The following is a 23959-nucleotide window of genomic DNA, read 5'->3' as shown; positions in this document are numbered from 1 at the left end:
CCGGGTCTGGAGTCGCGTCATCTGTTCGTGAGTCACGCTGAGCCACGCGTGAGTCACGCCCCTCCCGACCCTTGCCGATCTTCCGGTTGGTTGCCCGCACCGCCTTCAGCACCAGCCGCGCCGTCGCGCGGGCGCTGTCGTGATACAGCTGCGGCAGCACCGAGACGTAGGTAGGTCAACACGATGCTCGCATGCCCCAGCGTGCCCTGCACCACCTTCAACTCCGTACCCGACGCCAACGCCAACGTCGCAGCTCCGTGCCGCAGGTCGTGCAACCGCACCGGCGGCAACCCGCTCGCGGCCACCAGCTTGCGGAAGCGGTGCGTAAGATAGCCCGGCTGCACCGGCGCCCCGCTGCCCAGGGTGAAGATCGGCCTGGTCGGTGACCACCGCTCCCCCGGCAGCCGGCGCTGCGCACGCTCGTGCCGGCGCAGCAGCCGCACGGTCTCCGGATCGAGTGCCAAGGTCCGCCGGCTGGCCGCGCTCTTCGGCTCACACAACGCCAGCCCCTCATCGGTGTGCACCAGCTGATGGGCGATGGTGAGCTCGCGCCGCTCCAGATCGACGTCCACCCAGCGCAGCCCGGCGACCTCGCCGCGCCGCAGCCCGCGCAGGGCCACCAGCCACCACGCATGAACAGCGAATCCTCCCGCGCGAAGCTCAGGAAGGCGGCCAGCTGCTCCACCGTCCACACCGCCACCGCCGGACGCTCTCCCCCACGCCGCCAGGCCGCCTCCCGACCAGCCGTCCACACCACCGGATGCATCCGCACCGGCGCCGGCAACCGGACGCCCTGCGCCGGATTGCTCGCGATCAGGTCCTCACGCACCGCGTTGGTTCAGCGCCGCCCGCAGAGTCGTCCGGATCCGCTCCAAAGTCGATGCACTGATCGGCTGACCGTACCGATTCCGCCGCCGCCCCAGCGCCACGAACATCCGCGTCACGTCCCGCCGCGACAACTCCGCCAGCTTGACCCGGCCCAGATACGGGATCAGATGCAGCCGCACGTGATCCCGGTAGGCCCGGTGTGTGGTCGGCCGCAGCCGCGACTCCACCACAGACAACCAGTACCGCAACCACTGCCGCACCGTGCACCCAGCAGCAAGCGGGCCATCCGCCTCCGCCGACACCAATTCACGGCCAGCACATCGCGCCGCCTCAGCACTCCCGAACCCACCACGCCGAACCCGCTCCCGCCGACCCGACGCCCCCACAACCTGAACCGCGAAATACCAGCGCCCATGCTCTACCTCAGCCAACCGGCTGCATCAACCACCCAGCCGCCTTCCGCTGACCTCGTCGCTGCATCCGCACCGCTTGTACACCACGCACTGCCTGTCGTCGCTGGCTGTCCTCGCTCGCCTCCAGATCCGTCTCAGTAGCAACGTACGAATCTCGCAACGGCAGACCCAGACAAGAGGAACGTTTAGATAGGCATCTCAGCCACGTGGTCACATTCAGTGCAATTAGGAACCGAAGTTCAGGCAGCACCATAGACTCACGACCAAAGCGCCCGAGGTGCACGCGTGTAGGCCCCAACCAGCTTCGGCCGGCCGAACGGTCTGACGCCGCAGCACCGCCACCTCGACGCAACACTATGACCTTCGCGTCCTTCGACTCGGTCAGAGCCGTCAAGACTAGCTCTGACGCGGCACACGATCTCCAGGACCTCGATCTGGCGCGGTAACGGGCACTCGGGTTGGAAGGATTCCTCATCGTGAACTTCTATGTGCGCACCAGCCTCAGGGTTGGACCGTTCCGTTTCACCCTCAGCCAGGCCGGGATGGCCGTCTCGACCGCGATCCCGGGCCTTCGGGCAGGGATGGGCCCCCGCGGCAACGTCGTGCGCATGGGACGCGGAGCGGTCTCCTACCGGACCGTCGCGCCCGGCCGCGACGTGGTCATGCACGATGTCGTCAGCCTGGTCCCGGCCCAGCCGAGCGACATCGTCCAGCAGTTGCAGAAGGCCGCCGGACGCCGGCCGTACTGGCCGTTCGCCCTGGCCGCCCTGCTTGTCGCGGGGCTGGTGACAGGACGCTTCGGCCTGGTCGTCGTCGCCGTCGGGCTGCCTGGCGTGCTCTGGGTGGCGTTGCGCGATCGGGCGGCTCGCGCGGTGGTCGTCATGTACGACGTGACCGACGAGGCCGCTGCACGCTTCGATCACCTCGTCAACGCAATCACCGGCCTCCAGCGAGCCCACGGGTTCTGGCTGATCACCGCATCTGGCGCGATCACCACCACCCACCAGTTCAAGGTGAACGCCGGCGCCTCCAACCTGCTGCGCAGGTTGAACGCCGGCGCCCGGCTGGCCGGACCACGGATCCTCATCACCAACGTCGCCGTCCCAACCCTCGCCTCGGGCAGCCTGTCGGTGCATTTCCTCCCCGACCGCGTCTTGATCCGGGACGGCCGCCACATCGCCGACCTCGCCTACCAGCACCTCCAACTCGGCGTGGAACACACCCGCTTCATCGAAGCAGGCCCGGTGCCACGCGACGGTACGGTCGTGGACTCCACCTGGCGCTATGTCAACGTCAAGGGTGGCCCCGACCGCCGCTTCAAGAACAACGCCCGCCTGCCCATACTGCTGTACGGCAGACTCACCCTCCGCAGCCACAGCGGCCTCAATCTCGTCTGGGACGCCTCTCAGGTCACGCTCGTCCACGCCGTGGCGAACGCACTCCACCGATCCATCGCCGCTCGCCCACCTGTGGTCCACTCATGAGGTGGCCTACTCCATCACCGCCTACTGGCCGGCGGGCGACCGTCCCCGCCCTCAATCAACACCACCGTGGGTGGGATCGGTCGTCTGCACGACGCCGCAGAGCGGCAACCGCGAGCGAGACCCCGGCACGCTGCGGTCACACGATCTACGCCACACCCTTGGCTATCTACTGTTGAAGGTGTCCGGCCACAAACCGCGCCGAACTCAAGCGCCCCTCGATCATGCTAACGATCGTTACCTGCGCCCCCTGCGGCACAAACGGATCCAGGCTGGCGACAGCGGATCGGGCACCTGCCACCAGAGGAGTTCGAAGCTCTCTACTACGCTCAACATCAGCCCAACGAACCCGCCGGAATCAACCGTTGAGGTCTCCATCAAAGTCGGGGCGCTTCACCCGGAGAAGGCTCGGTACATCGGGGAGCGTCACGTGATCGTCCACTGGTTGTTGGTGCTGCTGTTCGGCGTCCACAGGGCGACGGCCGAGCCGACGGTGCTGTCGCCCATGCCGTCCAGGGCGGTGCCGGTGCCCCTGTTGACGATCCGGTGGCGGCCGTTGCCCATGCTGTCGAGCCTCCACTGCTGGTTGGCGCCGCCGTTCCAGGGCGCCTGCCGGGCGATGGCGCCGTTGGCGGTGTCGCCCCAGCTGTCGGCGACCATGGCGTTGGTGCGGTTGACGATGCGGTACCAGCCGCCGCCCAGTTCGACGAGCTGCCACTGCAGGTTGGTGCTGCCGTCCCAGTTCCACTGTTTGAGTTCCGACCCGGAGGCGACGTTCCCGCCGCTGTCCAGCACCAGGCCGGTGGTCGCGTTGGCGATCCGCACGTAGCCGGCCGGCGCGGGGCCGGACCCGGTCATGCGGTACGTACGACCGGCTTGGCCGGTCAGCCGGATGACGTCGTCCTCGGGTTCGGCGACGGGGACGGCAGCGCCGGTCGTGGTGTCGACCACCTGGTAGGTTCCGGCGAACATCCGGGCGCGGACGTCGACCGTCCCGCCGCGGTCGAACCTCAGGAGGATCTCGGTGGCCCCGCCGGAGCTCCAGGTCACGTCCACGGTGTGGCCACCTCGTCCCCGAAGACCGCGCACCGTGCCGTCCGGCCAGGCCGGCGGCAGTGCCGGCAGCACGTGCAGCTCGCCGTTCTGGCTCTGCAGCAGCATCTCGGCGATGCCGGACGTCGCGCCGAAGTTGCCGTCGATCTGGAACGGCGGGTGCAGATCGAACATGTTGGGCGCCAGCCGGGCCGTCGTCACCAGGAGGCGGAGGAGCGCGTGCGCACGGCTGCCCTCCTCCATCCGGGCCCAGTAGTTGATCTTCCAGGCCAGGGACCAGCCGGTTCCGTCGTCTCCGCGTAGTTCGAGGGTGCGCCGCGCGGCGGTGTACAGCTCCGGGGTGCCGCGCTTGCTGATCTGGTGGCCGGGGTGCAGGCCGTACAGGTGGGAGATGTGCCGGTGGGCGGGCTCGGTCTCGACCCAGTCGTACAGCCACTCCTGGATGTTGCCGCGCGAGCCGATCTTCGTCGGCGGGAGCCGGTCCCGGGCGGCCAGGACCCGCGACCTGAACTCGGCGTCGGTGCCGAGCTCCTGGGAGGCCCGGGCGCAGCCGTCGAACAGGTCACGCAGGATCTGGTTGTCCATGGTGGGGCCGGCGCAGACGCTGACGCCCGCGTGGTGGGCCAGTTCCGGGGAGTTCGACGGGTTGGTGACCAGGTACCCGAGATTCGGCTCCCGTACGAGGGTCTCGAGGAAGAACTGGGCGGCGCCTTTCATCACGGGGTAGTACCTCCGGAGGAATTCCAGGTCGCCGGTGAAGCGGTAGTGGTCCCAGATCAGGGTGGCCAGCCAGGCTCCGCCGGTCTGCCACATGCCCCAGAAGGCGCCGTCCACGACCGACGTCCCCCGCCACGCGTCGGTGTTGTGATGGGTCACCCAGCCGCCGGCGTCGTACTGGACGCGGGCCGTCCGGGCGCCGCTGACCGCGAGCTCATCCAGCATCGCGAACACCGGTTCGTAGCACTCGGACAGGTTCGTCGTGTCGGCCGGCCAGTAGTTCATCGGCAGGTTCGCGTTGATCGTGTATTTCGAGTCCCAGGCCGGGGTGAGCGAGTCGTTCCAGATGCCCTGCAAGTTGGCCGGCTGCGTGCCCGGCCGGGAGGAGGAGATCAGCAGGTATCGCCCGTACTGGAACAGCAGCGCGGAGAACTGCGGGTCGTCGGTGTTCGCGTGCCGGGCGATCCGCACGTCGGTCGGCTGATCTGCTGCCGAGGTCCGGCCGAGGTCCAGCGTCGTACGCGTGAACAGCCGCTGGTAGTCGGCGACGTGCCGGCCGCGCAGGTCGCCGTAGGTCCTGCCGGTGGCGGCGTCGAGATGGCGGCGGGCGATGCCCTGGTAGTCGCCGCCGGCGTCGCGGAAGTCGCGGTAGCTGGAGCCGATGGAGACCAGCACCGTCACGCTGTCGGCGGACCTGACCTGCAGGGTGCCTCCGGAGCTGGTGACGCTGCCGCCTTCGGCGACGGCCCGCGCCAGCGCCAGGAACCGGACCGAGCCGGCCACTCCCTCCATGTCGCCCGAGACGCCGTCGAGCCCGACCGTGGTCCCGTCCGGGCTGGAGCGCGTCGCCCGTTGCGGGCTGCCGAAGGTCGCGGAGAACGTGATCGAGCCCGGCCTGTCGGCGGTCAGGCGGATGGCGATCACCTGGTCGGGCGCGCTCGCGAGCACCTCGCGCCGGTACCGGACGCCGTTCTGCAGATAGGACACGGCGGTGGTGGCCGTGGTGAGATCCAGGTGGCGGTGGTACTCGGCGACTCCGGCGGCGCTGCCGAATCCGAGCAGCAGATCACCGACGGTCTGGTAGGCCAGCTGGCCGGCCGGGTTTCCCCGCATGTTCTGGTCGATCATCGTCTGGGCCTGGCTCCACTGGTTCTGGAAGACCAGTTGCCGGATCTGACCCAGCGCCGCCGCCCCTCGGGGATTGCTCTGGTCGTACGGTCCACCGGCCCAGACGGTGTCCTCGTTGAGCTGCAGCCGCTCGGTGTCGACGTTGCCGAACACCATGGCGCCCAGGCGGCCGTTGCCGATCGGGAGCGCTCGCAGCCAGTCCGTGCCGGCGCTCTCGTCGTACCACAGGGCCAGGTCGTCGGCGGCGCTCACCTCGGAAGGGGGCGCCGAGGCGGGCCGGGCGGCGGCGGTCCATCCCGGCGGCAGCATGGCGGCTCCGGCTCCTGCCGCGCCGAATCTGAACACTTGCCTTCGCGACAGATCAGACATCTCGCATCCCTCCGGAGGGGTGAATCGGTCCCCGCCGCACTGTCACGCGCGGCGGGGACCGCGGCGGCGGCTGCCGTCAGCCGATCCGCCTGAGCCGGCGTCGCGGCTCGTCGGGGCGCGGCTCGTCGGGGCGCGGCTCGTCGGGGCGCGGCTCGTCGGGGCGCGGCTCGTCGGGGCGCGGCTCGGGGATCAGAGGCGGGTCCACTTCTGGTTGGCTCCGCCGTGGCAGGTCCAGATCTGCACCCTGGCGCCGTTGGCGGTGCCCGCGCCGTTGACGTCCAGGCACTTGTTCGCCCCGACCGCGGTGATGCTGCCGTCGGCGTTCAGCGTCCACTTCTGGTTGTTCTGGCCGTTGCAGTCCCAGATGATCACCCCGGTGCCGTCCGCCGTCCCGGCCCCGTTCACGTCCAGGCACTTGCCGCCGTACACGCGCAGCTCACCCGAGCCGGTGGCGGTCCACTGCTGGTTGGGCTGCCCGTTGCAGTCCCAGATGAGCACCTGGGCGCCGTTGGACTGGGAGGCGCCGTCGACGTCCAGGCACCGGTTCGACGCCACGCCCCGCAGCGCGCTCGTGCTGTCCGGAGGCGTGCCGTCGCCCTGCCCGACGCCGCTGCCGTTGAAGGTGACGGAGTCCAGGTCGAACGAGTTCGCGGCCGGCGCCTTGAACACGACGTGGAGGTCGAGGGTGCCGCCGGGGTCGGTGACCGCCACCGGGGACAGCGACACGTAGCTGTTCCACCCCCCGGTCGCGGGCACGGGGCTGGAGGCGATGAGTGCCCCGGCCGGCGAGCCGACGCGCAGCTCGATGGACGCCCCGGTGCCGGATGGCGCCGAGACGCGGAAGGACACCGAGTCGATCCCCGACAGGTTGACCGGGCTGAAGGAGATCCAGTCGTTGTCGGAGATGTCGCCGATGCGCCTGCCGCCTTCGGCTCCGGACTCGTCGATCACGCGGATGCCGGACGAGCCGGTGAAGTGCTCGGCCTGCTTGTGTTTCGGTTGCAGGGTGACTCCGGCGGTGCCCTTCAGGCCGCCGCTGTCGGTGTGATCGGCGGACAGGGCATAGTAGATATTGGCGGCCCCGTCATGGCCGGAGGCGGTGGTCGTGACCGTCCCGGAGCAGCCGGTGTACTGGCCGGTGTCGTGGGCGTGCTGGTCATGGCCGAGCGCCGTGGTCACGGTGACCTCGGCGCAGTCGGCGGCGCCGTCCTCGGCGTCGGTGGCGGTCACCGTGTAGTCCACCTCGTCGCCGAGGTCGATGAACCCGCCGTCGGGCGGGGCCGAGAAGGCCACCTCGGGACGGGTGTTGCCGACCACGACGGGCAGCGTGACGCTGCCGGTCTTCCCGCCGGAGTCCCGCACGGTCAGCCTGGCGGTGAAGGTGCCGTTGGCCTGGTACGTGTGGGAGGGATTGGCGCTGGTGGAGGTACCGCCGTCGCCGAAGTCCCACGCGTAGGTGATCGCGTCGCCGTCGGGGTCGGCCGAACCGGCCGAGGAGAACGCCACGGTGAGCGGTGCCACGCCCGAGTCGGGGGTGGCGCTCGCCTTGGCCAGAGGTGCGCGGTTCCCGGCCACGTAGTCGATCCGGTAGATGCTGTCGTCGGTGTTGGCGTGACCGAAGCCGTTGCCCCAGTCGGCCATGTAGAGGGCGCCGTCCGGCCCGAACTTCATGTCGATCGGCGCACGCGGGGCGATCTGCGCCACGAAGGGGTTGATCTTCAGGAGGTTCCCCGAGGAGTCCAGGCGGAACTCCTTGACGAAGTTGCGGCTCCACTCGTAGAAGAACGGCGTGCCGTCGAAGTACGCGGGGAACTTCCGCTCCGAATCGCCGGCCTCGTCGTAGCGGTAGAACGGGCCGCCCATCGCGGCGGCGCCGCCGCAGCAGTCGATCTCGGGGAACTCGGCCGAGGCGTGGTAGTCGTACCACACGGTCGCCGGCTTGGCCGCCGGCAGGTTCGTCAGGCCGGTGTTGTTGGGCGAGTTGTTCACCGGCGCCGAGCAGTTGAACGTCGCGCCGGAGGTGCCGGTGGCGAAGTCGTAGTCGGTGAACGGGATGTTGTCGCCGACGCAGTACGGCCAGCCGTAGAAGCCGGGTTGCTTGATCAGGTTCCACTCGACGGTGCCCTCAGGACCGCGGTCAGGGTTCGCGGCGCCCGCGTCCGGGCCGTAGTCGCCCACCGAGATCCAGCCCGTCTCCTTGTCCACGGAGAAGCGGAACGGGTTGCGGAAGCCCATCGCGTAGATCTCCGGCCGCGTCTTGGCGGTGCCGGGAGGGAACAGGTTGCCGGACGGGATCGTGTAGGTGCCGTCGGGCTCGGGGTGGATGCGCAGGATCTTGCCGCGCAGGTCATTGGTGTTGGCTGAGGACCGCTGGGCGTCGTAGTGCTCCCGGCCGGGCCGCTCGTCGATCGGTGTGTATCCGCCGGAGGCGTGGGGGTTGGTGTCGTCGCCGGGACCGATGTACAGGTTCCCGTCCGGCCCGAACGCGAGGTAGCCGCCGGTGTGGCCGGGCTCGTCGACGTGACGGTACGCGGGGACCTCGATGATCTTCTTCTCGCTGGACAGGTCGAGGCTGGTCCCGTCGAAGGTGAACCTCGACACCCGGTTCACCTCACCGCCGTCGGACGGCGAGTAGTTGAGATAGATCCAGCCGTTGGCGGCGAAGCCGGGGTCCAGCGCCAGCCCGATGCCGCCGTCCTCACCGCCGTCGTACACCGGCAGGGTGCCGATGACTCTGGTGGCCCCGCCGCCGGCGGGGATCAGGTTCACCTTGCCGGAGCGCGAGATGTAGAAGACGCTGCCGTCGGCGGCCACGTCCAGCTCCATCGGCTGGTCCGGCGCGCCGTCGAGGGTCACCTTCTGGAACCGGGACGCGACCGTGCCGCCGCAGTCGCCCGGCGCCGCGCCCGCCGCCCACCGCACGCCGCCCAGCAGGTGCTGCCGGAACAGGGGCTCGGAGTAGGAGGACGACTGGTGGCCCATCGCGGTGGCCCACACCCGGCCGCCCTCCGGGTTGTGGCACCAGGAGATCGGGTGGTCGGCGCCCATCCGGCTCGGCCCCGCGTCGTACGTGGTCTCGTCCGCGGTCACCAGCACGTGCACCGAGCCCCGCGCGTTCTTGTCGAAGTTGTACCACTCCTCCGTGCGCACCCACCGGTCCGGCAGGCCCGCCGTGGAGGGGTGGACCTTGTCGGCGACCTTGGCGGTGCCCTGAAGGACCGACGAGTGCGCGGTCATGTGAGCTCCCGCCATGATGACCTGGTCCCACCAGGGGAACTGCGCCTCGATGTTCATGTCGGTGGCGTTGTGGACCGCGACGACGCCGTGGCCGGCGCGCACATAGGCCTGGAATGCCTGACGCTGGGCGTCGTTGTCCCACACCATGCCGCTGGTCTGGAACATGATCACCGCGTCGTAGGTGTCCATGGCCGCGGACGTGAAGACGGCGGAGTCCTCGCTGTGGTCGAGCTGGAAGTCGTTCTCGGACGCCAGCTGCTGGAACATCGCGACACCCGCGGGGATGGAGTCGTGCCGGTATGCGCCGCTCGCCGTCTCGGTGAACAGCAGCACCCGGAACTGCGGTGCCGCCGCCTGCGCCACCTGCGGCGACAGGGACATCGACAGCCCTGCCAAGGCTGCGACCAGGGCTGAGAGCAGGCGTGATCTTCGCATGAAGGATCTCCTGGGGGTGCCGGCAGCGGTCGGAGTCGGAGGTGAAGGCGAGCCCTCCAACAACCTATTAAGCATGCTTATCTGGGATACCGGAACCGATCTTCCCTACCCATCTGGCAGACACTACCCTCGTCCGTTCACAAATCAGCAGGTCGAGGCAACTTGAAGATCTCGCTCCGGCAGAATAAGTATGAAACTTTCAGGTGTCATAGGGTGCGCAGGTAGGCGAGCCCGTCCACGGCCAGCCTGTCCTGGCTCTCCGCCAGCGGCCGCCAGACGGAGGCCGCGGTGGCGATGGTCCGGTTGTGCGCGGTGAACGACTCGATGACGAGCGGCCCTTGATAGCCGGCGTCGCGCAGGGCCCGGGTGAAGCCCGGCCAGTCGAAGCGGTCGGCCCCCGGCGTGCCGCGATCGGTGCCGCACACCTGCACGTGCGCGATGCGACCGGCCGCCGGCCGCACCGCCCGGGCGGGATCCTTCTCCTCGATGTTCATGTGGTAGATGTCGAGTGCCAGGTGACAGTCCTCGGGCAGTGCGTCCAGCGCCTGCTCGACGGTGTTGACGAGGCTGGTCTCATACCGGTTGAGCGGCTCGACGGCGAGCTTCACCCCGCGCTCGGCCGCATGATCCAGGACGGGCCGCAGCCGCTCGCGCAACTCGGCGTAGACCTCCCGGCGTTCGTCCGGCGAGAGCCGCCACGTACGACCGACAGAGGCGTAAGCCGGCCCCGCGATCACCGGGGAGCCGACGGTCACCGCCACGTCGACACAGTGCCGCAGGTAGTCCTGGGTGTCGCGGACGGTCTCCGGGGAGGCGGCCACGAGCTCGCGCCCCGGCGGCATGACCAGCACCACGGACGCGGCCAGCCCGTGCTCGGCCAGCACCGCCGCGGCCCGGTCCGGGTCCCAGTCGCCGGGCCGCTCGACGGGCAGCTCGATGACGTCGAAGCCCCACCGGGCGATGCGCGGCGCGAGCCGCGCCAGTTCGCCGTCGGTCAGCGGGGAGGCCCAGACCCAGGTGTTCACTCCGATGGGGAAGATGGCGTCCCTCCTCGTCGTCGGTTCGCGGGAAGGAGCCGGTCAGCTCTTCTTCCCGCCCCAGGCCTCCGGGAACCCGGGCAGGTCCTCGCAACCGCAGAGCGCGTAGTGCAGCGGCGGCATGTCGGGCTGGAGGTGGTCCCGCAGGTTCTCGCCGGTGACCTTGGGCTGCGGCAGGTTCCACCTCTCCGGCACCTCCTCGCCCCCGAGGATTCTCAGTGCGGCGATGATCGGGGTGCGCCACTGATAGGTCGGGTACGTGGGTGCGACGGCGGTGAGATCGGCGTCCTTCCACTTCTGCAGGAAGTCCTGCTGGTCCTCACCGTTGATCGGCGGCACCGGCAGGCCGGCGTCCTCGAACGCCTCGATCGCGGCCACCGCCGTGGCGCCCGCGTCCATCCAGACGCCGTCGATCTTGCCGTGCCGCTGGATGTAGTCGCTGACGATGTTCTTGGTCTTGGCGGCGTCGCCGTCGGTGAACTCCACCCCCACCACCTGGAGGTCGCTCCGGTCGAAGACCACCTTCGCCGCCGACCATCGGGTCTCCAGCACGTCGACACCGGGCAGGATGCGCAGCGCCAGCACCTTCCCGCCCGCGGGCACCTTCTCGGTCAGGAACTCGGCGGCATCGGCGCCGAAGGCGTAGCCGCCGATGGGTTTGATGAACGTCACCGGGCAGTCCGTCTCCACGCCCCGGTCGAACACGATGACGGGCACCTTCGCGCAGGCGGCCGTGACGGCGGGGGTGAGCGTCGCCGTGGTGTTCGGCGAGACGATCAGCGCGTCGCAGCCCTTGGCCTGCAGCTCGGCGATGTCGGAGATCTGCTTGTCGTCCTTGCCCTCGGCGTCCAGGGCGGTGAACTTCCCGATCTCCTCGTGCAGGCCCACCTCGGCCTGCATCGTCTTCCATCCGACCTGCCGCCAGGGGTTGTCGATCGCCGCGTTGGAGAAGCACAGGTGGTACGGCCCGTCCTTCTTGTACTGCGCCGTGTCGATCATCTTCGGGGCGATGGCCTGCTCCCAGGGCCTGTCCGCGGGGCCCTCGGGTGTCTGGGAGCGCATGGCGAGCTGGGCGTCGAAGTCCGTCCGGACGAAGAACTTCGACTGCGTGCCCGTACCGGAATCCTGGGTGCTCGCGGCGGATGCCGCGGGCTGGGTGGCGGCGGTCGGCCTGTCGGTCGTACAGCCGGTGAGGACGAGCGCGGCCAGCACGGCGATGGCGGCCTCAGGACGCGGCATGGGCGTCTCCTGTTCGGGAGGTGGGCTTGCGGGGTAGGCGGGCGGCTCCTGCCGCGATCGCGGCGATGATGATGACGCCCTGCACGGTGAACTCCAGCGCCCCCGAGACTCCGTACAGGTTGAGCAGGGTGAACAGCGCCTCCAGCGTGACGGCCCCGGCCATGGCGGCCGGCACGGAGCCGCGGCCGCCGCCGAGCGTCACGCCGCCGAGGACGACGGCGGTGATGGCGGAGAACTCCAGCCCCTGGCCGACCTGGGCCGAGACTCCGGCGAAACCGCCGAGCAGGATCGCCGCGACGGCCGCCGCCAGGCCGGAGAGCATGAAAGCGAAGATCTTGACCCGGTCGACCCGGACCCCGGACAGCGCCGCGGCGCGCTCGTTGTCGCCGGCGGCCATCAGCGTCTTGCCGAAGTCGGCGTACATGAGCCGGATCGCCGCCGCGCCCAGGAGCACGAGGATCAGCACCGACCACGGCACCGGCCCGAGGCCGCCGCGGCCCAAGACGCGGAAACCCTCCGACAGCGCGCCCCGCGGCGCGCCGCCGGTCCACAGGAACACCGCCCCGGACAGGACGAGCAGCATGCCGAGCGTCACGATGAACGACGGCACCCGCATCTTGGTGGTGACCACGCCGTTGACCAGCCCGACGAGCAGCCCGGCGACGATCAGCAGGGCGAGGACCGGCCAGGTGGCGGACTCGTCGCCGTCGATGAGGCGTGCGGCGATCACCACCTCGGCCGTCACCAGCGAGCCGACCGACAGGTCGAACTCGCCGGAGACGATGACGAAGTACTGTCCCGCGGCGAGGATCACCAGCGGCGCGGCCCGCTTGAGGAACGCCAGGAATCCGGCGGGCTCCAGGAAGTGGGGGTTGACCAGGGCGATCGCGGTGAGCAGCGCCGCGAGGACCGCGAGGAGGGGAAGCGCCCGCCTCATGCCGGTCGTCCCTGGGTACGCCGGGCGTAGACGGCCACGGCGACGACGATGACCACGCCGCGGACCACGTCCTTGACGAAGGAGTTGACCTCGAGCTGGTTGAAGAGGGTGTCCAGGACGGCCAGCAGCAGGACTCCGCCCACGGTTCCGGCCACGCCGCCCTTGCCGCCGGCCAGCGCGGTCCCGCCGAGCACGACCGCGGCGATCGACTCGAGGTCGTAGCCGCCGTCGGTGCCCACCGTGGGGGCTCCGGCGCCGAGCCTGCTGGCCAGCAGCAGGCCCGCGACGCCGGCGCAGACGGAGCACAGCACGTGGGTGAGCACGATGACCCGGCCGGTGCGGATCCCGGACAGGCGGGCGACCTCCTCGTTCCCGCCGACCGCGTAGATGCGGTAGCCGAGCCGGGTCCTGCTCAGCAGGAACCAGGCCGCGACGGCCACGCCCGCCCAGAGCAGGGCGGAGACGGGGACCGGCCCGATCCGGGAGTAGCCGAGGACCTGGAACGACTCGGGCACCGCGCCCGCGGGCCCGTCGTACAGGTGGTCGACGACGCCTCTGATGATCAGCGCGACGCCGAGCGTGGCGATGAAGGCGTGGACCCGGAGCCCGGTGATGACCAGGCCGTTGACCAGCCCCACCAGAGCGCTGACGGCCAGCACCGCGGCGACCGCCGGCCCGATGTTCCCGTCCTGGCCCGCCATGATCTCCGCCGCGACCAGCGAGGCCAGGCTGATCAGGTACGCCACCGACAGGTCGAGCGACCCGGCCAGGATCGCCAGCGTCTGCCCGATCGCCACGATGCCGAGGGCCGCGGAACGCTGCTGGATCCCGACGACGCTCTCCAGGGTGAGGAACTGACCGCCGTCGAGCGCGACGAGGGCCCAGCCGGCCGCGACCAGGCCGAGCAGCGCGAGGAACAGCACCTGCGCAGGGTCGCGCGGGCGCGCAGGGGCGGCGCGGCGGGCGCGCGTGAGCAGGTGCATTCAGGCCGCCTCTCCCGCGGCCAGGCGCATGACGGCCTCCTCCGAGGCACCGGCCGGCAGCGTGCCCGCGAGGCGGCCGTCGCGCAGGACGACGATGCGATCGCTCATGCCGATGAGCTCGGGCAGCTCGGAGGAGATCATCATGATGGCCATGCCGTCGTTCGCCAGCTCGCGCATCAGGTCGTGGATCGCGGCCTTGGCCCCGACGTCGACCCCCCGGGTCGGCTCGTCGAACAGCAGCACCCGCGGCGCCATCGTCAGCCATTTGACGAGCACCGCCTTCTGCTGGTTGCCGCCGGACAGGTAACGGACCTCCTGGTCCCGGCGCACGGGCGACAGGCGTACCCGTTCGAGCAGGCCGCGGACGGCGGCGCGGTTCCCGCCGCCCACCGCGCGGGCGACGAGCAGGACGTTGTCGCGTACGGACTGGCGCAGCGCGAGCCCTTCGGCCTTGCGGTCCTCGGTCACGAGTCCGATGCCCAGGGCCACGCCTTCCCGGACCGAGCGCGGGCGTGACGGGATCATCTCGCCCGTGGTGAACGGCTCCGCGCCGAAGATCGCTCGGGCCAGCTCCGATCTGCCGGAGCCCTGCAGGCCCGCGATGCCGACGATCTCCCCGGCCCGCAGCTCCAGGTCGATGTCGCGGAGTCTGTGGTTGCCTGCCGCGCGCAGGCTGAGGCGTACCTCGCCGGCGCCCGCCGAGCGGGGCGGGAAGTAGGTGCCGAGGTCGCGGCCCACCATCAGGCGGATCAGCTCGCCGGGGGTGACCTCGCCGATCGGGAGGGTGGTGACGCGGGAGCCGTCCTTGAGCACGGTGACCCGGTCGGCGAGATCGAACACCTCGCGTAATCGGTGGGAGATGTACACGACGGTGACGCCGCGTTCCCTCAGCCGCCCGATCAGCCGATAGAGCGATTCGACCTCGTGCTCGGCGAGCGCGGCGCTGGGTTCGTCCATGACGACGAGCCGCGCGTTCACCGACAGCGCCTTGACGATCTCGACGATCTGCTGCCGGGCCACCGGCAGGCGCTTGACGACGTCGCGCGGGCCGAAGGAGGGCTCGCCCAGCTCGTCGAGGAGCCGCGCGGTCGCCTCCTCCATGGCGGTCCGGTCGACCAGGCCGCGCCGGACGGGCTCTCGCCCGAGGAACACGTTCTCGGCGACGGTGCGCTCGGGCAGCAGGTTGAACTCCTGGTGGATGATCGCGATGCCGGAGCGCCGCGCCTCGAGCGGATGGCCGAAGGAGACGGGCCGGCCGTCGATCTCGATCGTGCCCTCGTCCGGCGCGTGGACCCCGCAGATGATTTTCATGAGGGTGGATTTGCCGGCGCCGTTCTCGCCGACGACGGCGTGGACCTCGCCGGCCGTCACCGCCAGGTCCACCCCGGACAGCACCCGCACGCCCAGGAAGCTCTTGCCGATGCCTCGCATGCTCAGCATCCGGTCAGCCTCCCGGTGCTGTAGGAAAGTTTCAGGCCCAGGCCTCTTGGTGCGGGATGCTAAGCGGGCTTATATCGACGGTCAAGCAAAAGTCAGGCGCTTGCATGGCGTATTCACGGGGACGATGTGGGCGAGACGGGCGGCGATGGGCCGACAGACGCCGCAGAATCGGACGACGATGAGCCTACTTATACTTGACCATCGGCGAAATCGGCTCTTACCATCGCGAAGACTCACCTACCGTTGGCATGCGGGGGTAGTCCCGACACGATGGAGCTTTCATGAGCAAGCTCGGTGTGTGGCTTATCGGGGCACGAGGATCCGTGGCGACCACTGCCATTGTGGGCGCCGCGGCCATCAGGGCGGGAGCGGCGTCCCCCCGTGGATGCGTGAGCGAGTCCGCCGGCTTTCCGGGGCGGCTGGTTCCGCTGACCGCCCTGGTCTTCGGTGGCCATGACGTCGCCGAGACCTCCTTGCGCAAGCGCGCCGAACAACTGGGCCGAGCGGAGGTCATCTCACCGGACCTGCCGGAGCTGCTCGCGTCCGATCTGGAGGCCGCCGACGCCGAGATCCGGCCGGGCCACGTCCCCGGCGCCGGACAGACCGCGGCGCGGCTGATCGACGACATCGCCGGCTTCCGCGCCCGGCACGGGCTGGCCCGGGTGATCGTCGTCAACGTGTCCTCGACCGAGCCGCCGGTGGACGCGCGCCCGGAGTTCGGCAAGCTGGCCGACCTGGAGGCGCGGATCGCCGCGGGGGACGACATCCTGCCGCCGAGTTCGCTGTACGCCTATGCGGCCTTCCATGCGGGGTGCGGCTATGTGGAGTTCACTCCGTCCACCGGGCCGGCCCTGCCCGCCCTGGCGGAGCTCGCCGCCCTGCGGGGCGTGCCGTACGCGGGACGCGACGGCAAGACCGGCGAGACCCTGGTCAGGAGCGCCCTGGCGCCCATGTTCGCGGACCGGGCGCTCCGGGTCCGCTCCTGGTCCGGGCTCAACCTGCTCGGCGGCGGCGACGGGGCGACGCTCGCCGATCCCGCCGCCAGGTCCAGCAAGCGGCTCTCCAAGGACCAGGTCGTCGCGAAGGTCCTGGGAGAACCCGTGGAGGGTGAGACGCACATCGACTACGTCCCGGATCTCGGCGAGTGGAAGACCGCCTGGGACCACGTGAGCTTCGAGGGCTTTCTCGGCGTCCGGATGACGCTGCAGTTCACCTGGCAGGGCTGCGACTCGGCGCTGGCCGCGCCGCTCGTCCTGGACCTGGCCCGGCTGGTCGCCCGCGCGCACGAGAAAGGACGGCACGGCGTCCTGCCCGAGCTGGCGTACTTCTTCAAGAGCCCGCTGGGGACGGGCGAGCACTCCCTGGCCGCCCAGTACGCCCGGCTGCGCGCCTTCGCCGAGGAGCTGTCATGAAGGCGCTGCTCGAACTGGTCCGTGCACCGGCCGCACTGTCGGTGCCGGGCGACACCCTGGCGGGGGCCGCCGCCGCGGGACGGCGTCCGGCGGCCGGCCTGGCCCTGGCGTCGGTGCTCATGTACTGGTCGGGAATGGCGCTCAACGACTGGGCGGACCGCGAGGCGGACGCCGTCGAGCGTCCCGAGCGCCCGATCCCGTCGGGCCGGATCAGCCCGGGCGCCACGCTCGGGCTCGCGGCCGCCCTGACCGGCGCGGGCCTGGCCACCGCCGCCCTCGCCGGCGGCCGTCGCGCTCTCACCGTCGCCGGCCTGCTGGCCGGCGCGGTGTGGGCCTACGACCTGCGTCTCAAACGGACGGCGGCGGGACCGGCGTCGATGGCGGCCTGCCGCGTGCTCGACGTTCTTCTGGGGGCGGGCGAACAGGCCAGGGCCGCTCTGCCCGCGGCGCTGTCGATAGGCGCGCACACCTACGGGATCAGCGTCCTCGGCCGTGCCGAGGTGACGGGGGCGGCACCCGGCACGGCCGAGCGCGCGCTGGCGGCCAGCACCGTGGCGGCCGGGCTCGCGGCCGCCACCTGCGTGCGCAGCGGAGCCGCCGCACGGGCCGGGGCGGGCGTCCTCGTCGCCGGCTATCTGGCCTCCACCCTCCCGGTCCAGGCCGGGTTACGGACCCTCCCCGACCCCGGGAACGTACGACGGGCCGTCCGGCTGAGCATCCTCGGCCTGATCCCGCTCCAGGCGGCGGTGGTCGCGGGCGGCGGCCGGTTCGCGACGGCGGGCGCGCTGCTGTGTTCGCTCCCCGCGGGCAAGTGGCTCTCATCCCGGGTGGCGACCTCGTGAACTGGGCCTACTGCACCAACGGCTTCGCCGGCCACCGGCTCCCGGAAGCGCTCGCCGTCCTGGCCGATCTGGGGTACACGGGTGCGGCCATCACGCTCGACCACGGTCACCTCGATCCCTGCTCCCCCGGCCTGGCCGGGGAGGTGTCCAGGATCGCCGGGATCTGCGCCCGCCTCGGCCTCGGCGTCGTGGTCGAGACGGGCGGGCGCTACACCCTCGACCCCCTGCGCAAACACCACCCGACCCTCATCAGCGAGGACGCCGGACGGCGGGCGGAGTTCCTGATCACGGCGATGCGCGTCGCCGCCGACCTGGGCGCTCCCGTGGTGCATCTGTGGAGCGGCGTCCAGCCCGGCGGCATGCCGGAGGCGGAGGCGTACACGCGACTGGCCCGCCAGTGCGCGCGGCTGCTCGACGAGGCCGATCGGGCAGGCGTCACGCTGGGGTTCGAACCCGAGCCCGGGATGCTGGTCGCCGACCTGGACGGCTACGAGCGGCTGCGCGGGATGCTCGGCGGCCATCCCCGGTTCGGTCTCACCCTCGACATCGGGCACTGTCACTGCGTGGAGCGGGAGGATCTGGACACCTGTGTCCGGCGGGCGCTCCCGTACACCGTGCACGTGCAGATCGAGGACATGCGCCGGGGAGTGCACGAGCACCTGGAGTTCGGCGAGGGGGAGATCGACTTCGCGCCGGTGCTCTCCGCCCTGCGCGGCTACCCGGGTCCGGTGGCCGTGGAACTGGCCCGGCACAGCCATGCGGCCCCGCAGGTCGCCCGCCGATCGATCGAGTTCCTGAGGAGGGCCCATGAACGAGCCGGCACAGGAGTGGCGGGCCTCGGCCGTCCGGCAGGTCGAGGCTGACCCGCGGGCGATCCACCGGCTCTTCCCGCAGGCCGAACGGCGGGGCGGTCCGGGCGCCCGGCGCGCGCTGCTCGGCGCGCTGCGCGGCGACCACGCCGTGATCCGGAGCCTGTACGAGGCCGGCGACAGCGGCGAGCGGCTGGCGATCCTGGCCGTCCTGCACGAGCTCGGCCTGGAAGACGCGGCCGTCGCGCTGGTGGAGGACGCGCTCCGCACCAATGACGCGCGGCTGGTCGCCGCGGCCCTCGGCCCGTACGGCTCGACGTGGCTGGACGACCACGCCTTCCGCCAGGGGGTGCTCAAGTGCGTCTTCATGTCGATCCCCCTGGCGGCGGTGGCCGGGCTGGACCGCCGCTTCGACGCCGAGCTGGCCCGGATGCTGTCGGACTACGCGGCGGAGCTGCGGGCGGCGGGCCGGCCCGTCCCGCGCGACGTCCTGGAGAGGATCTGAATGCGTATCTTCGACCCCCACATCCACATGACCTCCCGGACCACCGGCGACTACGAGCGCATGCACGCCGCGGGGGTCCGGGCCGTCGTCGAACCCGCCTTCTGGCTGGGGCAGCCCCGCACCCACGTGGGCAGCTTCCTCGACTACTTCGACGCGCTGCTCGGCTGGGAGCCCTACCGCGCCGCGCAGCACGGCATCCGCCACCACTGCGCGCTCGCGCTCAACCCCAAGGAGGCGAACGATCCGCGATGCGCGGCGGTGCTGGCCGAGCTGCCGCGATACCTGCTGAAGGACGGCGTCGTCGCGGTCGGCGAGGTCGGCTACGACTCGATGACGGCGGAGGAGGAACGGGCGTTCGAGGCCCAGCTGGCCCTGGCGCAGGAGAATGATCTCCCGGTGCTCGTGCACACTCCGCACCGGGACAAGACCGCGGGCACCCGCCGGACGCTCGACGTGGTGCGGGCCGCCGGGATACCGTCCGGGCGGGTGCTCGTCGACCACCTCAACGAGCTGACCGTCGGCATGGTCGCGGACTCGGGCTGCTGGATGGGGTTCTCGATCTACCCGGACACCAAGATGGACCCGGACCGGATGGTGACCCTGCTCAAGGAGTACGGCACGGACAGGATGCTGGTGAACTCGGCCGCCGACTGGGGACGGAGCGACCCGCTCAAGACGCGCGAGGTGGCCGACGTCATGCTCGCGGCCGGCTTCGGCGAGGACGACGTGGATCGGGTGCTGTGGCGCAATCCGGTCGCCTTCTACGGGCAGAGCGGCCGGCTCGACGTCGAGACCGCCTCGGAAGCCGGCCCTGACTACGCCGGCAACACGATCAGGCGGGGCTGACCATGCGGCTGCGCCACGCGGACGGCTCGACGGTGCATCTGTCCTACTGCACGAACGTCCACGCCGCCGAGGATCTCCCCGGCATCCGGGGTCAGCTGTCCGGCGTCGCGGCACGGATCAGGCGCCTGCTCGGCGCCGGACGGCTCGGGCTCGGGCTCTGGCTGTCCCAGCGCGCCACCGCGGACCTCACCGCCCGGCCCGAAGAGCTCGCGGCGCTGCGCGAGCGGCTGACCGCGCTCGGGCTGGAGGTGGTGACGCTCAACGGGTTCCCCTACCGCGGCTTCCAGGACGAGGTCGTGAAGTACCGCGTCTACACCCCCGACTGGGCCGACGCGGAGCGGCTGCGCCACACGCTCGCGCTCGCCGAAATCCTCGCCGCGCTGCTGCCGGACGACGTCTCCGAAGGCACGATCTCGACCCTGCCCCTCGCCTGGCGGACCGGGTGGACGAGCGAGAAGGCGGCGGCGGTGACGGCCAACCTCGACGCGGCCGCCCGGGGCCTGCGCGCGCTGGCGAGCCGTACCGGCAAGGTGATCCGGCTGGGCTTCGAGCCCGAGCCGGGCTGCATCGTCGAGACGACGTCCCAGGCGAGGGCCCTGCTGGGCGACGTGGACCACGACCACCTCGGCCTCTGTCTGGACGCCTGCCACATGGCCGTGGGGTTCGAGGAGCCCGGCGTCGGCGCCGCAGGCGGGCTGCCGGTCGTCAAGCTCCAGGCGTCGTGCGCCCTGGTGGCGCCGCCGGGGGCGCAGCGGGCGCTGGCCGCGTTCGACGAGCCCCGTTTCCTCCACCAGACGCGCTCCGCCACCGGGTACGCCGACGACCTGGGCGAGGCCCTGGCCGGTGCGCTGCCCGCGGACGAGAGCTGGCGCGTGCACTTCCACGTCCCGCTGCACGACGCGCCGCCCCCGCCGCTCACGACCAGCGCCCCCTACCTGCGGCGCCTGCTGGAGACGCTGCTCGGCGGGGAGCGTCCGCTGACCAGGCACGTCGAGGTGGAGACCTACACCTGGCACGTGCTTCCCGGCGCGCCGGCCGACATCGCGCGGGGCATCGCCGCCGAGCTCGACTGGATGCGGGGGCAGCTCACCGCTCTCGGGCTGAAGGAGACGTGATGGCACCGCTGATCGTGGTCAATGTGGTCGGGCTCACCCCGCGCCTGCTCGCGCACATGCCGAACGTGGCGAAGGCGGGCCGGGCGGCGACGCTGCGGCCCGTGCTGCCCGCCGTCACCTGCTCGATGCAGGCCACCCTGCTCACCGGTTCGATGCCCCGCGACCACGGCATCGTCGGCAACGGGTGGTACTTCCGGGATCTCGGCGAGGTGCTGCTGTGGCGCCAGCACAACGCGCTCATCCAGGGCGACCAGCTGTGGACCGCCGCGCCCGGCCTGCGTACCGCCAACGTCTGCTGGTGGTACGCGATGGGCGCGCCTGCCGACCTGCTCGTCACCCCGCGCCCCGTCTACCACGCCGACGGCCGCAAGTCGCCCGACTGCTACACCCGCCCGCCCTCGCTCCACGACGACCTGGAGGCCGCGCTGGGGCCGTTCCCCCTGTTCACCTACTGGGGACCCACCGCGGGGATCGCCTCCTCCGAGTGGATCATCGCCGCCGCCCGCCGCATCCTGGCCCGCGAGCGGCCGGATCTGCTGCTGGTCTACGTGCCCCACCTCGACTACGACCTCCAGCGGTACGGTCCCGCCGGTCCCGAGGCGGTCGCGGCCGCCCGCGCGGTCGACGCCGCGCTGGCTCCGCTCCTGGGCGAGGAGGCCGAGGTGGTCGTGCTCTCCGAGTACGGCATCACCCCGGCGTCCCGCCCGGTGGACATCAACCGGGCGCTGCGCCGCGCGGGTCTCCTGGAGGTCCACGTCCAGGCCGGGATGGAGTATCTCGACCCCTGGACGTCCCGGGCCTTCGCCGTCGCCGACCATCAGGTGGCCCACGTGTACGTGCGCGACCCCGGCGACCTCGACCGCGCCCGCGCCGTCATCGCCGAGCTGGCCGGCGTGGACGAGGTGCTCGGCCAGGCGGGGAAGGCGAAGTACGGGCTCGACCACGAACGCGCCGGCGAGCTCGTCGCGGTGGCGGAGCCGGACGCCTGGTTCACCTACTACTACTGGCTCTCCGACGACCGCGCCCCCGATTTCGCCAGGCTCGTGGACATCCACCGCAAACCCGGCTACGACCCCGCCGAGCTGTTCATGGACCCGGGCGATCCGTTCGTCAAGCTGCGAGCGGCGGCGGCGCTCGCCAGGAAGAAGCTGGGCTTCCGGTACACGATGCGGGTGGTGCCGCTCGACCCGTCGCCGGTGCGGGGCAGCCATGGCCGGCTGCCCGATCGCGCCGACGACGGGCCGATGATCATCGGCCCCTTCGACCGCGGCTCCTACGACGCGACCGAAGTCAAGGGACTCCTGACCGCCCTGGCCCGGAGAGTCCGCTGACCGCTCCCCCGTGACCGGAAGCCCCGGCGCGGCGGCCCGGATCGCCGCGCCGGGGGGTGGACGGGCTGCGTCAGCCGCGGGTCCACTTCTGGTTGGTTGCTCCGGTGCAGGTCCAGATCTGCACCCTGGTGCCGTTGGCGGTGCCGTGGCCGCTGACGTCCAGGCACTTGTTCGCCCCGACGGCGGTGATGCTGCCGTCGGCGTTCAGCGTCCACTTCTGGTTGTTCTGTCCGTTGCAGTCCCAGATGATCACCGCGGTGCCGTCCGCCGTCCCGGCCCCGTTCACGTCCAGGCACTTGCCGCCGTACACGCGCAGCTCACCGGCGCTGGTGGTCGTCCACTGCTGGTTGGGCCGGCCGTTGCAGTCCCAGATGTGCACGCTGGCGCCGTTGGACTGGGAGGCGCCGCTGACGTCCAGGCACCGGTTCGACGCCATGCCCCGCAGCGCTCCCGTGCTGCCGCCCGGCCCGCCGGTCAGTTCCTTGACACGGATGTCGCGGAAGGAGACCACGTCGCCGGGCCCGTGGTTCTGGATGCCGATGTGGCCCTGCTGCAGAGAGCGGGCCGGGTCGGTGTTGGTGAAGTCGTTGATCTTGCTGCCGTTCAGGAACACCTGCAGCCGCTCGCCCTCGACCAGCAGTTCGTAGGTGTTCCACCGGCCCGGCGGGTTGAGCGCCGCGTCGCGGGCGGCCAGGTCTGCGGACTTGACCCCGTAGATCGCCCCGGTGGTCTTGTCCGGGGTGTCGGTCGCGTCGATCTGCACCTCGTATCCGGTGTCGAGCGCCGCCTGGGGATCGCCGGTGGCGGGGAACCCGACGATCACGCCGGAGTTGGCGTCGCCGGTCAGCTTCCAGTCGAGCTTGAGCGAGTAGGAGCCGAACTCCTTGGCGTCGTACCACAGCATCCCCATGCCGCCCTGCGAGGTCAGCGTGGCGTCGCTGTTGGCGAACGACCCGGGCCCCGCCTGCGACCAGCCCGCCGTCGAGCCGCCGTACAGCGTCGTGTACCCGGTCTCCGGGCGGCAGTCGGCGTTGACGGCCTTGGCCGCGTACCGGATCCCGCCGAGCAGCAGCGCGCGGAAGTCCGGGTCGGCGTACGACTCCTGGGTGTGGCCCAGGCCGGTGTAGAACGCACGGCCGGCGGCCTGCGGGTGGCACCAGGTGATCGGGTGGTCGCCCATACTGCCGCCGCTGTAACTGCCCTCGTCCAGGCTCTGCAGCACCCGGACGTCCGGCCGGGGGTTGGAGCGGTAGTTGTACCACTCGTCGGTGCGGGTCCAGCTGGTCCCGAGGTGCGCGGTCGCGGCGTGCGCCCGGTCCTCGTTCCGTACGGTGGCCTGCTGGATCGCGGGATGGTTGCTGAACCAGGCGCCCATCAGCTGCCCGTAGTACGGCCAGTCGTACTCGGTGTCCGCCGCCGCGTGCACACCGACGTAGCCGCCTCCGCCGTCCACGTACGACTCGAAGGCGGCCTGCTGGCTGCCGTTGAGCACGTCGCCGGTGGTGTTGAGGAAGACGACCGCCTGGTACTGGGCCAGGTTGCCGGTGGTGAAGGCGGCGGAGTCCTCGGTGGCGTCCACGTCGAAGTCGCCCGCGCCGCCGAGGTCGCGGATGGCCTGGATGCCGGCAGGGATGGCGTCGTGCCGGAAGCCGGCCGTCTTGGAGAAGACCAGCACCTTGAAGGCGGCGGCCTCGGCCGGGACGGCGTGGACGGCCATCGCCGCCGCCGCGGTGATCGCCACCGCCGCGGCCGACAGGCGTTTCAGCAAGGGGGTTGTCGGGTGACGCAGCATGGGGGGTCCT

The 23959-nt window shown here is 71.1% G+C and carries 18 protein-coding genes and 1 pseudogene; 9 read left to right on the top strand and 10 right to left on the bottom strand.

The window, feature by feature from the left end:
• Positions 1-53 precede the first annotated feature (53 nt).
• Together E1295_RS50105 and E1295_RS50100 are read right to left on the bottom strand one after the other, a co-directional pair.
• A complete protein-coding gene (locus E1295_RS50105; RefSeq protein WP_220448688.1) occupies positions 54-620 on the bottom strand; it encodes a site-specific integrase in 567 nt (188 codons plus the stop codon).
• Between the two features lie 201 nt (positions 621-821).
• Positions 822-1088, bottom strand: coding sequence for an N-terminal phage integrase SAM-like domain-containing protein (locus E1295_RS50100; RefSeq protein WP_220448687.1), 267 nt, complete (start codon positions 1086-1088; stop codon positions 822-824).
• Between the two features lie 629 nt (positions 1089-1717).
• On the opposite strand from E1295_RS50100, the gene E1295_RS13595 reads away from it, so the two are divergent.
• Entirely contained in the window at positions 1718-2725 is a 1008-nt protein-coding gene (locus E1295_RS13595) for a DUF4236 domain-containing protein (RefSeq protein WP_132630628.1), read from the top strand.
• 423 nt (positions 2726-3148) lie between these two features.
• Here E1295_RS13595 and E1295_RS13590 read toward each other — a convergent pair whose 3' ends face one another.
• On the bottom strand, positions 3149-5929 hold the full coding sequence (locus E1295_RS13590) for a glycosyl hydrolase family 95 catalytic domain-containing protein (RefSeq protein ID WP_246080022.1): 2781 nt from the start codon (positions 5927-5929) through the stop codon (positions 3149-3151).
• On the opposite strand from E1295_RS13590, the pseudogene E1295_RS52415 reads away from it, so the two are divergent.
• A pseudogene (locus E1295_RS52415) lies at positions 5928-6134 on the top strand (hypothetical protein); the annotation flags it as partial. The gene E1295_RS13590 and the pseudogene E1295_RS52415 overlap by 2 nt on opposite strands.
• A 44-nt stretch (positions 6135-6178) precedes the next feature.
• On the opposite strand, the gene E1295_RS13585 reads toward E1295_RS52415, so the two are convergent.
• From E1295_RS13585 to E1295_RS13560, 6 genes are all read right to left on the bottom strand, one after another.
• Positions 6179-9661, bottom strand: a complete 3483-nt coding sequence (locus tag E1295_RS13585; RefSeq protein WP_132630626.1) for a ThuA domain-containing protein — start codon at positions 9659-9661, stop codon at positions 6179-6181.
• A 206-nt stretch (positions 9662-9867) separates the two neighbouring features.
• On the bottom strand, positions 9868-10701 hold the full coding sequence (locus E1295_RS13580; RefSeq protein ID WP_132630625.1) for a sugar phosphate isomerase/epimerase family protein: 834 nt from the start codon (positions 10699-10701) through the stop codon (positions 9868-9870).
• 39 nt (positions 10702-10740) lie between these two features.
• A complete protein-coding gene (locus tag E1295_RS13575; RefSeq protein WP_132630624.1) occupies positions 10741-11937 on the bottom strand; it encodes a substrate-binding domain-containing protein in 1197 nt (398 codons plus the stop codon).
• A complete protein-coding gene (locus E1295_RS13570; RefSeq protein WP_132630623.1) occupies positions 11924-12874 on the bottom strand; it encodes an ABC transporter permease in 951 nt (316 codons plus the stop codon). Before E1295_RS13570 ends, E1295_RS13575 begins: the two co-directional genes overlap by 14 nt.
• The gene (locus E1295_RS13565) at positions 12871-13857 is read right to left on the bottom strand and encodes an ABC transporter permease (protein WP_132630622.1); all 987 of its coding nucleotides are present in this window, start codon (positions 13855-13857) and stop codon (positions 12871-12873) included. Before E1295_RS13565 ends, E1295_RS13570 begins: the two co-directional genes overlap by 4 nt.
• Complete coding sequence (locus tag E1295_RS13560; protein WP_132630621.1) at positions 13858-15297, bottom strand: sugar ABC transporter ATP-binding protein; 1440 nt, start codon at positions 15295-15297, stop codon at positions 13858-13860.
• A gap of 281 nt (positions 15298-15578) precedes the next feature.
• Here E1295_RS13560 and E1295_RS13555 point away from each other — a divergent pair, with 281 nt between their 5' ends.
• From E1295_RS13555 to E1295_RS13525, 7 genes are read left to right on the top strand one after another with little or no spacing between them, the layout of a single operon-like run.
• Positions 15579-16709 carry an inositol-3-phosphate synthase gene (locus E1295_RS13555; protein ID WP_132630620.1) on the top strand — a complete coding sequence of 377 codons (1131 nt, stop codon included), beginning with the start codon at positions 15579-15581 and terminating at the stop codon, positions 16707-16709.
• Positions 16706-17551, top strand: a complete 846-nt coding sequence (locus E1295_RS13550) for an SCO3242 family prenyltransferase (protein ID WP_132630619.1) — start codon at positions 16706-16708, stop codon at positions 17549-17551. Before E1295_RS13555 ends, E1295_RS13550 begins: the two co-directional genes overlap by 4 nt.
• Positions 17548-18414, top strand: coding sequence for a sugar phosphate isomerase/epimerase family protein (locus E1295_RS13545; protein ID WP_132630618.1), 867 nt, complete (start codon positions 17548-17550; stop codon positions 18412-18414). The genes E1295_RS13550 and E1295_RS13545 overlap by 4 nt, the downstream gene beginning before the upstream one ends.
• On the top strand, positions 18359-18865 hold the full coding sequence (locus tag E1295_RS13540) for an EboA domain-containing protein (RefSeq protein ID WP_132630617.1): 507 nt from the start codon (positions 18359-18361) through the stop codon (positions 18863-18865). Before E1295_RS13545 ends, E1295_RS13540 begins: the two co-directional genes overlap by 56 nt.
• A complete protein-coding gene (locus E1295_RS13535) occupies positions 18866-19711 on the top strand; it encodes a TatD family hydrolase (RefSeq protein ID WP_132630616.1) in 846 nt (281 codons plus the stop codon).
• Between the two features lie 2 nt (positions 19712-19713).
• A complete protein-coding gene (gene eboE / locus E1295_RS13530; RefSeq protein WP_132630615.1) occupies positions 19714-20826 on the top strand; it encodes a metabolite traffic protein EboE in 1113 nt (370 codons plus the stop codon).
• Complete coding sequence (locus E1295_RS13525; RefSeq protein WP_132630614.1) at positions 20826-22157, top strand: alkaline phosphatase family protein; 1332 nt, start codon at positions 20826-20828, stop codon at positions 22155-22157. The genes eboE and E1295_RS13525 overlap by 1 nt, the downstream gene beginning before the upstream one ends.
• A gap of 70 nt (positions 22158-22227) precedes the next feature.
• Here E1295_RS13525 and E1295_RS13520 read toward each other — a convergent pair whose 3' ends face one another.
• The gene (locus E1295_RS13520; protein WP_132630613.1) at positions 22228-23949 is read right to left on the bottom strand and encodes a ThuA domain-containing protein; all 1722 of its coding nucleotides are present in this window, start codon (positions 23947-23949) and stop codon (positions 22228-22230) included.
• Positions 23950-23959: the final 10 nt, after the last annotated feature.

The sequence above is a fragment of the Nonomuraea mesophila genome (genome assembly GCF_004352805.1).
GTDB classification, from domain to species: Bacteria; Actinomycetota; Actinomycetes; order Streptosporangiales; family Streptosporangiaceae; genus Nonomuraea; species Nonomuraea longispora.
The sequence above is the reverse complement of the archived record's forward strand: the minus strand, read 5'-3'. Positions and strand labels throughout refer to the sequence as shown.

What these genes read in the sequence shown, in the direction of transcription:
- E1295_RS13585 (WP_132630626.1), bottom strand. Translation starts at nt 9,661, where the DNA reads ATGCGAAGATCACGCCTGCTCTCAGCCCTGGTCGCAGCCTTGGCAGGG.
- E1295_RS13570 (WP_132630623.1), bottom strand. Translation starts at nt 12,874, where the DNA reads ATGAGGCGGGCGCTTCCCCTCCTCGCGGTCCTCGCGGCGCTGCTCACC.
- eboE (WP_132630615.1), top strand. Translation starts at nt 19,714, where the DNA reads ATGCGGCTGCGCCACGCGGACGGCTCGACGGTGCATCTGTCCTACTGC.
- E1295_RS13535 (WP_132630616.1), top strand. Translation starts at nt 18,866, where the DNA reads ATGCGTATCTTCGACCCCCACATCCACATGACCTCCCGGACCACCGGC.
- E1295_RS13540 (WP_132630617.1), top strand. Translation starts at nt 18,359, where the DNA reads ATGAACGAGCCGGCACAGGAGTGGCGGGCCTCGGCCGTCCGGCAGGTC.
- E1295_RS13590 (WP_246080022.1), bottom strand. Translation starts at nt 5,929, where the DNA reads ATGCTGCCGCCGGGATGGACCGCCGCCGCCCGGCCCGCCTCGGCGCCC.
- E1295_RS13550 (WP_132630619.1), top strand. Translation starts at nt 16,706, where the DNA reads ATGAAGGCGCTGCTCGAACTGGTCCGTGCACCGGCCGCACTGTCGGTG.
- E1295_RS13565 (WP_132630622.1), bottom strand. Translation starts at nt 13,857, where the DNA reads ATGCACCTGCTCACGCGCGCCCGCCGCGCCGCCCCTGCGCGCCCGCGC.
- E1295_RS13520 (WP_132630613.1), bottom strand. Translation starts at nt 23,949, where the DNA reads ATGCTGCGTCACCCGACAACCCCCTTGCTGAAACGCCTGTCGGCCGCG.
- E1295_RS13575 (WP_132630624.1), bottom strand. Translation starts at nt 11,937, where the DNA reads ATGCCGCGTCCTGAGGCCGCCATCGCCGTGCTGGCCGCGCTCGTCCTC.
- E1295_RS13555 (WP_132630620.1), top strand. Translation starts at nt 15,579, where the DNA reads ATGAGCAAGCTCGGTGTGTGGCTTATCGGGGCACGAGGATCCGTGGCG.
- E1295_RS13560 (WP_132630621.1), bottom strand. Translation starts at nt 15,297, where the DNA reads ATGCTGAGCATGCGAGGCATCGGCAAGAGCTTCCTGGGCGTGCGGGTG.
- E1295_RS13525 (WP_132630614.1), top strand. Translation starts at nt 20,826, where the DNA reads ATGGCACCGCTGATCGTGGTCAATGTGGTCGGGCTCACCCCGCGCCTG.